At 41.9% G+C, this 11956-nt stretch carries 7 protein-coding genes; all 7 read right to left on the bottom strand.

Going from position 1 to position 11956, the window contains the following annotated elements; all coding sequences use genetic code 11:
- The coding region (locus BSCG_RS18220; RefSeq protein WP_008775517.1) for a SusC/RagA family TonB-linked outer membrane protein at window positions 1-2412 on the bottom strand (2412 nt) is incomplete at its 3' end.
- Window positions 2413-2524: 112 nt separating this feature from the next.
- Window positions 2525-3559: a FecR family protein gene (locus BSCG_RS18225; RefSeq protein WP_004301865.1), complete on the bottom strand. Its 1035-nt coding sequence runs from the start codon at window positions 3557-3559 to the stop codon at window positions 2525-2527.
- Window positions 3560-3685: 126 nt separating this feature from the next.
- The gene (locus tag BSCG_RS18230) at window positions 3686-4249 is read right to left on the bottom strand and encodes an RNA polymerase sigma-70 factor (RefSeq protein WP_004304646.1); all 564 of its coding nucleotides are present in this window, start codon (window positions 4247-4249) and stop codon (window positions 3686-3688) included.
- A 168-nt stretch (window positions 4250-4417) separates the two neighbouring features.
- The gene (locus BSCG_RS18235; protein WP_004309819.1) at window positions 4418-6553 is read right to left on the bottom strand and encodes an alpha-N-acetylglucosaminidase; all 2136 of its coding nucleotides are present in this window, start codon (window positions 6551-6553) and stop codon (window positions 4418-4420) included.
- 67 nt (window positions 6554-6620) lie between these two features.
- The gene (locus tag BSCG_RS18240) at window positions 6621-8948 is read right to left on the bottom strand and encodes a beta-galactosidase (RefSeq protein ID WP_022199121.1); all 2328 of its coding nucleotides are present in this window, start codon (window positions 8946-8948) and stop codon (window positions 6621-6623) included.
- 88 nt (window positions 8949-9036) lie between these two features.
- The gene (locus BSCG_RS18245; protein WP_004325013.1) at window positions 9037-10602 is read right to left on the bottom strand and encodes a DUF4874 domain-containing protein; all 1566 of its coding nucleotides are present in this window, start codon (window positions 10600-10602) and stop codon (window positions 9037-9039) included.
- Window positions 10603-10630: 28 nt separating this feature from the next.
- A complete protein-coding gene (locus BSCG_RS18250) occupies window positions 10631-11941 on the bottom strand; it encodes a SusE domain-containing protein (RefSeq protein ID WP_008775516.1) in 1311 nt (436 codons plus the stop codon).
- Between the last annotated feature and the right edge of the window lie 15 nt (window positions 11942-11956).

The following is an 11956-nucleotide window of genomic DNA, read 5'->3' as shown; positions in this document are numbered from 1 at the left end:
CATGGTCGTTTTCTCGTAAACGGCGGGAGGATTGGGTACACTGATATTGTATAACATTCCGGAAACTCTTCTTTTATATATATCGAACTTTCCAAAAAGCCGGTTATTCAGAAACGCATAATCCAAACCGATGTTAAGCTCTGCTTTCTTTTCCCAATGCAAGTCATTATTGACATTACGAGCCGGTCCATAAGAAGTGATCCATGTACCGTTATAAGGCCACATTGAATTGGAGGAGTACATGGCTGTGGATGCTCCTGCAGAGAAATTGTTATTTCCCGTCACACCATAACCGACACGTACTTTGAGGTCATCAAGAAAACTGACATCATGCAGAAAGGCTTCATTGGATATACGCCATCCACCTGATACAGCCCAGAATGTTCCCCAGCGATGATTCTTTCCAAATTTGGAAGATCCCTCATGACGAACACTTCCGGTAACCATATAGCGATCTTTATAGCTATAATTCGCCCGACCAAAGAAGGAGATAAGACGTTCACGAGGATATTTGTGAGAAGACATAGCTGCTTTTCCATCAGAAAGCCAGCTGCCTGTTCCCATATCCCAAGCTCCTACTCCATCCACAGGGAAATCATAGTTAGACATATCAAAATTTTCAGAATTGTTTTCCCAATAGCTATATCCGGCCACCGCACTAACCGTATGGTCATCTGCAAAAACACGCATGAAATTAATGGTAGGTTCAAAAGAAACATTTACTGTTTTACTATATCCGTGAAATCCCTTTCCTTTATAACTTCCATTCAAAGATGTTCTGTGTAATGCGGATACATAATGCGTCTGCTGATACTGGCGATCTTCCCATCCGAGAGTGGCTTGTGCCGAAAATCCGGCAGGCAGATTGAGCTTTACCGTAGCATCCGCCTTGAGCCATTTATCAACATTATCCGTCTGCTTGAGCATAACTTCCGCTAATGGATTGTAATATTCACTACCACCAACCAATACATTGTAGCCTGTTTCACTAGTACTATCATAAACATGTTCCGTTGGATTCATCTTCAATGCCATGTCGAAACAGGAACTACTGCTCCGCTGATCCCGATGTGCTTCACGATATTCTGTATGTAAGCCTATTTCCAGCAAGTCATTGAGAAGATTAAAGTTTGCATTGATACGCCCCGAATAATCTTTACGATTATCGCCTATCGCAATACCTTTCTGATCCTGTGCCATAATAGTGGCATATATTCTGGCTGTATGTCCCCCTCCCGAAAGGGTGACAACATGGCGCTGGGAAAGTGCTCCCTCATTTAAAAGTTCACCGTACCAATCGGTAGACGCTCCCAAATCTGTTCCTACACCGAACCTCACGAAAGCATCGCGATCCAGGACCTGTGGTCTTCTGGAAACTTGTTCGGTGGACAGCTCGCCTGTATATGATAATGTGATAGGACCTTCTTTCGCTTTCTTGGTAGTCACGAGAATGACACCACCAGCTGCCCTTGTTCCGTAAATAGCACCTGCAGAGGCATCCTTCAAAACATCAATGGATTGAATATCTTCCTGACTGATAGAACGCAAATCACCACCAGGAATTCCGTCTATCACAATCAAAGGGGAAGAAGAAGCATTGATGGAAGCTACCCCACGAAGCTGGAAACTAGCAGAGGCATTCGGACTGGAAGTTTCAGAAACATTCATACCGGAGATTTTTCCTTTCAGAGCAGTCGCAATGGTAGAGCCTCCCAATCCAGTCACTAAATCTTTTGAAGATATGGAAGTAATGGAGCTGGTCACAGCACGTTTCTCCATTGTTCCATAACCGATAACGACTACTTCATCCAGCAACTGATGATCTTCTTTTAATACCAAAGACAAGCTTGTCCGATTTCCCACCTTTACTTCAAGAGACTGAAAACCGATATATGAAATCAGTAATACAGCATTTGACGCAACTGACAGGTTAAATTTTCCATCCAAATCAGACACTGTACCTTTCCCGGCCACTCCTTTCTCCTGAATACTGGCACCAATCACCGGATCTCCATTCGTATCTACAATCACTCCTTGTATCTTTTTCGAAGTTGCTTCCGTTTGCTCTTGTTTTACCGGTACGGGAACCAGAACGATATACCCTTTTTCTATCTTGTAAGTAAACCCCGTTCCCGCGAGCAACTTATCCAAAACAATAGAGAGTTTTTGTTTCTTAAAATCAACACTCAATGTCCGATTCACATCTATTTTAGTCCGACTATAAGTAATGCTTAATTGAGTCTGACTTTCAATAGCATCAAAAGCTTTCAACAAAGTTATGTTTTTTCCGGCAATAGTAATCAACTGATTCTGCCCATAGATAGTACCCAAAGGGACTATAAAGAATAAGGTTAACAATAAAATACGCAAATTACTGGTATGTTTTATAGTAAAATAAGAATTAAAATTCATACTTTTGTATATTAAATGAATACTACATTTAAGGTTCACTATTTCCTAAAATTTTAAATGATAACGGTATTTATTTCGGGTTGGACAAAAGGATCAGTTTTGTCCAACCTTTTTACGGATGGGTACCTCCTTTCTTACTCTTATTCGCCGGTGAAGCAGCTGTCAGTATCACAACCTTATTGTCTGTGACCTTGCTTTCCATACCTCCGACGGTCATTGTTACAATATGAATTGCTGCTTGAAGAGGTTCGCCCTTTCTAAGCTTAATGGTATATAAATCATTTGTGTATAAATGCGGTTCTGCCTTTATTTCTACATTATAATGTCGTCCCAATGTGTTCAGAATATCCTCCAGATGGCAATCGACAAAATTCAATTCACCACGTGTCCAACCGGAAGCCATCATCACATCTATTTTTCGTTTTTCATAATTCTTAGTCAGGTGATTGTATTCAAGTTGTTCACCGGGAGTAAGAATAAAACAGCTGTCTGGTGCCAGCAGGTTATTGATTTGCACTTTTCCATTTTCAAGAGTTGTAATCGTTTTCCTGTCTTCCGAATATGCCTGTATATTAAACTTCGTACCTAAAGCACGAACTGATAACAAAGATGTCTTGACAATAAACGGATGTTTCTTATCCTTATGGACATCAAAATTCGCCTCTCCGGAAAGATAAACAGTACGTGTATCGCCTCGAAAGCTTTTCGGGTAAATGATACTGCTCTCCGAATTGATCTGTACCTTTGTCCCATCCGGCAAAGTCAATTCTCCCCGTTCACCCATGGGAACAATATATTCTACCAATTTGCAAGAATCAGTATAATCATTTATATAATACCACGATAATAGCACTGAAAATAAGGGGATTAATATCATAGAAGCAATGCGAAGAAGTGGTTTGATTTCCCAATGCGGTTTTATTATCGGATTTGCAAGTCCCGCTTTACGCCGGACCTCATACCATGAACGCCGGGTAGCCTCATCAGGTTCAGCGATGATATTCATCCACTCTTCCTGTATAGCTTCTTCTTTATCTTCTGCATCAGCAGGAGAAACCAGCCAACGCCAAAACTTCATCTGCAAGGAGTTTTGCAGGGGATGGCGAACAAAAAAATGTATTAGTTCTGATATGCTTTTCTTCTTCATGATTTTATCCGTTTATTAATAAGATGCACGAGATAGAATACACACACAGTCTAAAAGCTATTTTTTCTACTTTTTTTGAGAAAGGAGAATAAAAGAAGAGTTTTTGTCAATAGGAAGTGGTTTTATTTAGAAAAGATAAAAGTGCTTCAGCATCTTGCGGATATCAGCCAATGCTTGTGTGAGATGGTTTTCTACAGTCCGTTTGTTTATTGCAAGCAGTTGCGCTATCTCATCATTGTTTTTGCCTTCTTTACGGCTCATCTCATAAATTCTTTTTCGTTGGGCGGGCATTTGCTCTACCGTATGCTGTATCAACAACAGTAATTCTTCAGCAAACATATTTTCTTCGATGTTTCCCGCACCCTCATTCTGCTGACGGGAAAGATTCTCCTGTTGCTTTTCTCCATATTCATTCACCAAAAGTATATGTCGTAAATGCTGGTACACAGCATTCCGGGAAGTCCGATAAAGGTAGGCATTCAGATTTTCGATTTTTGCCATCTCCTCACGCTTCTGCCATAGTTTGAGGAGAATATCTTGTGCAAAATCCTCTGCCGTTATATCATCCTGAAGCAAACCGGATATAAAACGTTTTACTCTCGGGAAATAACGCATAAACAAAACCTCAAAAGCTTTCTCATCTCCTCGTGACAAAGCTCTCAACAGTATTTGCTCTTCTGTAAATTCCATTTGCAACTATGGTGTTTAAGTATTAGTTGCAGCAAATATAAGAATTTTCCTATTAGCAATGAAATTAGAAATTCTTTATGAAAGGGTTCTAAGACAAATATAGCCGGATAATATTTCATACCCGGCTATATATTACGTGCATATTACTTATATATCACTTGCTTTTATTTAGTTCTTCAATGTCTGTGCCTTACTCTTCTCTGCCCAGGCTTTCTCCATCCCATAGAAGTTTATTTCCTGTCCTGCAGGCTTCCCATCCAGCTCCGCCTGTTTCTGCTCAAAGAAGGCTTTCCAACACTGATAATACAAGTCTTTCAAAAGTCCACTCCATTCCCGATGCGAATAATCATGTAGTCCGCCTTGATTGGCAGCAATGCTATCTCCCCAGACTGTGATTAATGCGGAAGCATTCCATTCGTACAATCGCTTTTCTTCTTCTGTAGTTCCCAGAGAACGAGCTGCATTCAACCAAGAGGAAACGGAAAATTCTTTCCGGGTAGATAACAAACGATCCTGTGCCAATATCAAGTCCAGGAATTGCTGTGTTTGTTTGCGGAAATCCTCTTTGTCCTTTCGGTCATAGCTCTGTGATATTTCTTCAAGTAACACATTTCCTTTATCGGCATTACTCTGACGTACGATGTCTACCAAGTCATACTCAAAATTGTTGTTTCCTTTATACTGGTCGGCAACGGAAGTAAATAGCCGGGCTGCCTTTGCAGTAGAATCGGGAGCATAAAATAGTTTGGAATATCCCCAAGTGGAAGTTCTATCCAGATGGAAACCCGGACGGGCACATAACAAAGACTCAATGGTTCCTTCACCCTGATAATCTTTCGGAGCATTGTAAACGGTGTATTCCAATGCACGCCAAGCCTCCATTATTTCCGGTGAAACTTCTCTGCCATAACGAGCTTTCAAGTAAGTCTGCAACCATTCATCGGAAGAAAAGCGTTCTTCACGCCAAGGAAGTTCATAAAGGAGTTCGAACATCACCGGATTATTCTCTATGCCCTCCGGGGTTGCTCCTACTCCATGCAACATTTTCCCATTAGTGTGTGCACAAGCATCATAATACCCGTTCACCAGCTGATTCATCCGGCCGTGCAAACCAACATTACCTCCAAAATTCAGCAACATACAATAAAGCCAGTCGTGTTTGCCAAAGCCCTTTTCCCGATACCACATGGAATCCGGATCTCCCCATTGGGGACGTTTCTCACTATATAAATCTAAAACGAGCAAATCTCCCTGATTAAGAGAAGCAATCATTTCTTCCCGAGGATTTGCCTGCCAGGCCTGAATAATCCAAACAGCCTCCGGATTGGCTTTCTTCATAGCTGCCATAATGGAAGCACCGGTTTTCGCCAAGTCTACTCCTTCCGTGTTACCTCCCTCATGAAATGGATCCATGCTGTAATAGTTGGCTTTTCCATAGAGTTTCTCCAATTCCTCATAATACATAGCGGCAAAAGAATCGAAGTGTTCATCTTCCGTAGAAAGGAAAGCCGGACGGGGGAATCCGCACCACTTACCGGGATCAGCAATCTGATAACCGAGTTTTTCACCGATGTTACGGGGAACCATTCCAGCATATCCGGGGAATACAGGCTCAATACCCAACTCCCGCATACGGGCTACGATCTTCTTCTGAAGCGCTTCTTGTTGCTGATACCAGCTATCGGGATTCGGTCCACCCCAACCCTCCAGATTATTCATTTGCCACCAAGCCATAAAGGCCGGGCCGGAAATAAATTCATTGACTTCTTCTGTTGTGTATCCCAAACGTTTCAGCAAATTGTACCAGACCACCTCCATTCCGGTGATGCTCAAAGGCATATTGATGCCATGCATTGCCATCCAGTCTATTTCTTTTTCCCAACGCTCCCAATCCCAGAAAACCATGGAATAAGAATAAGTGCAATAGTTCAGATAATATCTGTTCTGCATGGATGTCTCCTTACGTATCTTTTCTTGTGGAAGCGGTAGTATTTCCGGTAACTTCTGCGAAAGATTATTCCAGGAAAGATGAATACCGGCTACATATTTCAGATACCAGTTCAACCCCGTAGCCAGAGACAAATCAGAGTTTCCGGTTATCAGCACTTTACCGTCTTCAGAAGATATTTCAAAATAATCTTTTAACGGATTGTTTTCATCAGCAATCATCCGAAAAAGAATTCGATCTTTCGAAGTACCTTCCGTCACACGATCTGCCAATGTATTGACAGGAGACTGTTCGGTTTGGCAGCTACACATCCATGTAGCCCCCAATAATAGAATGAATAAAAGACGTGTATACATAGTTTTATTTACAGTTTGTCAAATATAATAATTAAGAGTCGTATTTTATCTATTTACTACGTTTTATTCAATGAAATAAGAAGAATTGTGGACGACCATATATATTTATATCTTTCACCTTTCCTGATAAGAATGAACCTTTACGAACTTTCACGCGAAAAGCCGAAACCTTATAAATTTCTTTCAGGTCTATAATAACCCGGTGAGGATGGTTAGACTCCACAGCCGCATTCGTATGCCAGAAAGAAGAGATATCTCCATCAAACAGGTTTTCTGCTATTCCCAAGTTCTTATCAGCTTGTTCGCTGCTTACATAAACGACTTCCCATTTAGTTTTGTCAATCGGCTGTCCCTTATCATCTATCAGTTCCACTTCCGAAATGCAGGCCTGATTATCCTCTGTGTAGGAAGACAGAGTCTCTATACAGAAGTGGCGAAGAGTAGTCGCAACCGGTAAATCGAATGACTGCCACTCATTAGTCTCCTGCAAAGTAGTTTTTAATGCAAGATCACCGTCTTCCAGAATCGGAGTGCCTACCACTGCACGACGCTGGCCTTTCTGATAATTCTTATCAATACCCAAACTATCCAGAATGGGTTGATTCAATCCTTGCAAAACACGCTTACCCGTATCTTCCATTTCAAACACTACAATTTCATTTTCTCCCTCTTTCAGCCATGGAGCGGGCAGATAGAGTGTTTGTTGAGGGCCGATATTCCAGAAACGTCCCAGAGATTTGCCATTTACCCAGACAGCACCTTTGCCCCATTGACTCATATCCACAAAGCAATCACCTTTCTTCTCTACTGTAAACGTTCCTTTATGGAAAGCAGGAACGCCTTTGATGGTTTCGCCAAACTCCATTTCCGAAACTTTTTCTTTATACAGAGGCAATGGAGTAATAGACCATCCGGTCAACTTTTCATTTCCCCACAAAACTTGGCTGGTGATACCTTTCCGGTTAAACAGTATATCGGGGCCATAGTTGACACGTCCGGTATTTTCTACCAGAATCTCCAGTGTGGCAGGTGTCTTCGACACATTCAAGGTCATACTGTTCTGATTGTAACGACGATCCAGGCTGGCTACCTGCTTACCATCTATCAGGATCACAGCATAGTCACGCAAATCCTGTATGACAAGTTTCTGTTTTCCCGCTTTTTGAAGTGTGGTCTGATAATGAATATATCCGAAATCAACTCCCAAATCTTCCATCGACAGCACATTTTCGGACTGGGTAGTCTGATGAAATGCAGTTCTCAATGAAGCACTCTCCTTTAATTCGACTGTTGCAAAAGTGGTAGTCGGATTATCTTCTGGAACTTCCGGCAGTACTGTTCCCGCAGGCAGGTATTTCTGAATCACTTCCCTGAATGCATGATATTTGGGATAACAATTTCCCCATTCACCCAAGGGAGCGTCATAATCATAGCTTGTGGGCTGGGGCTGATAACCGCCTCCGGTATTGGCTCCATTGGTATACTCAAAGTTTGTACCACCATGAAACATATACATGCTGACAGAAACACCGTGGCTCAACATCCAGTCCAGCTGTTCGGCGGGACGTTCATAAGCAACAGAGGAATGTCGTCTGCCCCACTCATCAAACCAGGCCGGATAAAACTCCGCTACAAAATAGGGACCGCCCTTTTGATACTTATCTATCACTTTGAATATATCTTCACCAAACACTCCGTTCAATGTAGGCAGTGCGCCCTCAGTATGTCCGGCTTCCACTTGTCCACCACCGTCGCAGGTAAATAGCGGAACATTGAACCCTGCTTCTTTAATCATATCGCGGATAGCGGCAAGATACCCTTTATCCGCTGCATACGATCCATATTCATTCTCCACCTGCACCATAATAATATTACCTCCATTATTGATGGTCAAAGGAGACAGTTGTTTGCCAAGCTCTTTGATATATCGTTCACAATAGGACAGAAAACGCGGATCTTTACTGCGATAAGTCATATCCTTTTCTTTCAGCAGCCACGACGGGTAACCTCCGAAATCCCATTCTGCACATACATACGGACCGGGACGAAGAATCACATACAGTCCCTCTTCCTGTGCCGTACGGATAAATTCCGCAATATCAGCCTGTCCACTGAAGTCAAACTCTCCCGGCTGACGTTCATGGAAGTTCCAGAAGACGTAGGCAGACACCGTATTCAGACCCATCGCACGCGCTCTCTTCAGGCGGTCGCGCCAATACTCGTGCGGAATGCGGGGATAGTGCATTTCTCCACAAATCAACTGAATATCCTTTCCCTCGATAGTAAAAGTACCATTTCCTATTCTAACCTGTTCCTTGGGGGAGGAACAGGATGAAATTAGAAATGATACTATGATGTTAAGTATAACAAGTACGGTTTTATGATTTTTGTTCATCTTCATTCAAATAAGATGTGAGTTTCAAATACTCCGACCGCAACATGAGATCTGTTCTATACGGTCGGAAGTATTCATCAATTTATTTTTAGAATGTAACTGTTCCGAACAGGTTCACGGCATATTTGTCTGCATCATCATACCAATGAGTCACATTCTCTGTTTTAGCAAACTTAATGGCATATACCGAATTGTATTTCCAATCGGCTACTTTTTCGGGCATCCAGATTCCCACTTTATAGGTTCCGCTCACACCGGCTGCCACACTTCCTTTGATAGTGTATTTCGCAGCCTGATTCGGTTCCTGTTCGGTAGCCGGAATCCAGGTTTTAGGATCCACATCCAGTTTGAATTCTTTCACTACCTGGCCGCTTTCGGAAACCAATACGAGATATACCTCTTTCGGATTAATCACCGTAGCAAAACCGGTATTTGTAATCGTCAGATCGTATTCCAAGTTTCCACCTTTTGCTTCTACTTTCGATTCACTTTGAAGATTCAGACGATAGCCCAAATGGTCGCGTACAAAATCATAGAATGAACGGACAACTTCATTGCCCTCCTCATCTTTGAAGTAACTCTCATCAAACAGAATGTGATTATCATTTAATAAAGCGGGATTTACCTTTACCCGTTTCCAACTCATGATATTCAAATCATAGTTTTGCGTCACATCAAATGCCGAGTAACGGTGTTCGCGCAAAATACGCAGTGATTTTATCGGACTAATCAACTCTGCCAATCCCCATTCTGTATCCTCATTATAAGGGATCTCACCACTCATATAGAAATTGTTCACTTTCACCTCTTCCGTTATCTGCTTGTAATCATCCGTATTAGGAACAAAGTCATTGCCCGGTGCAAGCGGATGTTCGCCGGCTGTAAAATAATCATTCGCATATCCGATGCGTCCACGAGATCCTTCCTGTTCCAGTGTCAACGCTTTCTTATGATTCGGATAACGCATTTCTACACAATAAGGTGCAGGCAAGGCTCTCAATAAAGCACTGACGATTGCATTCTTCGCACTCTGGTCATTCATCAACGGAGAAGTATGCCACTCTCCCCAAGCACCGATAAAACCAACCTGCATGGTAGCAATTTGTCCAATGTATTCATTCAAAAGAGGAGTAAGTTGCTCGATGTGCCGAAGAATCCATTGTTTGGATTCGCCACCGGAAGTATTCAGTCCGGCGTGATTGTATGCAAAACGAAGAATGGCTTTATACCCCTGCGCTTTCATCAACTCGAATATCTTGCGGATATTCGACAGAGCTTCAGCATCCAGGTCTTTACTCACCCAGTTAGTTAAGTAGATATATTGCTGTACAAGAGTCAGGTTGTCGTCCTTTGCATCAAATTGCTCTACTTTCTTCGTATACAAATCATTGCCATAAACCTCATAATCATTATATGGACTTTTCATTTGGTCGGCAAGCAAATTACATTCCAAGTGGAATCCCCTATCGGGATTCCTTAGCGACTCGATCGGTACAATATTTCCTGTTACCTCCGGAGTTTCCGGTTCACTCGTTCCGTCTTCTTCTCCATATTGTCCCGCATATACATCTATTGTATCAGAACAAAAGCTACACATAATACCTAATAATAAGGTAGATAATATGGTCATAGTTTTCTTTATATTGATTAACATGATTGATATACTTTTAATTTTCACCCGATTAATTTTCATTGTAGATAAAACGTGCAGGAGCACCGGTTGTCCAAGGACTCCACAATGTTGCCCCTCCATCATGAAGAATACATTGATGAGACATATCATCAGTGACCAACAGATAACAGTACGGTCCGGTATGATTAGTGATTGCATCACCGCTCCATTGACCGGAAGCACACAAATTGAATTTCCAGTCGTTCAAATGCGCCTGTCCTTTTACTGATTCATAATATTCAGGATCTTTCAATACATTCCATTGACCTTCGGCAGTTCCGGCTTCTGCAAACAAATTCTTATATTCCTGTATGGTCGGCAAACGCCATCCCTTAGGTGCTATCTTATCACGAATATCGTAATGATAATGCACTCCATAGGCTTTCACTCTACCTTCTCCGAGCGATGCAGGTGTCTTTTTGAAATTATTCGCTTCAATATCTGTACCATCAGCATATTTAGTTGCGCGCAGGTTATCTGCCAACCAAACCAATGATGTTTTGTCACTATAAAATATACGAACAACACGATAAGTAATCTTTTCATCTCCACGAACATCTATGAAGCGCATCATTTCTGTCATATTCAGTACTCCGGAAGAACGTGACACCCATTGCCCATCATCAGTCTTCACATTCCAATACACAGAATTGGAAGTCCAACGTTTGATAGAAAGTTTATCGAGCAGTGCCTGAAGTTCTTCATGAGTCAATGATGATTTACCATTCACAACTCCCACACTATGTTCGGCAACCGTCTGTTTCATTTCAGGATCCAGTGAGAAACAAAGCGAGTACGAGATAGATTCAGGCCATTCCTGGGTATCCCATTCAAACTGCACAGCAGTCTCCGGGGCATTTTCAGCCAAAGAAATCTTAGTCAAATCTTCCGGCTGCACTAATTTGCTAGTCATACGTTTCACCCGAATGGTGCGTGCTTCCGAAGCTGCTGCGGTTATATTACCGGTTTCTTTGACTGTCCAATACAGTACCGCTTCCTGCCCCGCTTTAATTCCCAATTGAGAAAAACTCTGATCGGCAGTCAGTGCAGATATCGCAACAGAAGTCGATTTTCCTGCATCAATTATCACCGGTTCTTTGAATTTCCTGTCAGTACAAATAAGTAGCTTTGCTCCATTTTCCAGAGGTTTCTCCCAAGAGAAACTATATTTCTCAATCGATAAATCATTCAAATCAATGATCGCTCCATCTTGAGGCGCGCTCAAGTAAATATCCGACATCGGAATGATTACATTGTACTTGTCTTCCTTACATCCGGCAAGCAACAAGATTCCTAATAGACTATATAATAAATGTTTCATAATGCTATCTATTTT

Source organism: Bacteroides sp. 2_2_4 (assembly GCF_000157055.1).
Lineage (GTDB): Bacteria > Bacteroidota > Bacteroidia > Bacteroidales > Bacteroidaceae > Bacteroides > Bacteroides ovatus.
This window is presented reverse-complemented; position numbering and strand designations above follow the sequence as displayed.

Coding starts and splice junctions, on each gene's coding strand:
- BSCG_RS18235 (WP_004309819.1), bottom strand. CDS start 6,553: ATGTATACACGTCTTTTATTCATTCTATTATTGGGGGCTACATGGATG.
- BSCG_RS18230 (WP_004304646.1), bottom strand. CDS start 4,249: ATGGAATTTACAGAAGAGCAAATACTGTTGAGAGCTTTGTCACGAGGA.
- BSCG_RS18240 (WP_022199121.1), bottom strand. CDS start 8,948: ATGAACAAAAATCATAAAACCGTACTTGTTATACTTAACATCATAGTA.
- BSCG_RS18250 (WP_008775516.1), bottom strand. CDS start 11,941: ATGAAACATTTATTATATAGTCTATTAGGAATCTTGTTGCTTGCCGGA.
- BSCG_RS18225 (WP_004301865.1), bottom strand. CDS start 3,559: ATGAAGAAGAAAAGCATATCAGAACTAATACATTTTTTTGTTCGCCAT.
- BSCG_RS18245 (WP_004325013.1), bottom strand. CDS start 10,602: ATGTTAATCAATATAAAGAAAACTATGACCATATTATCTACCTTATTA.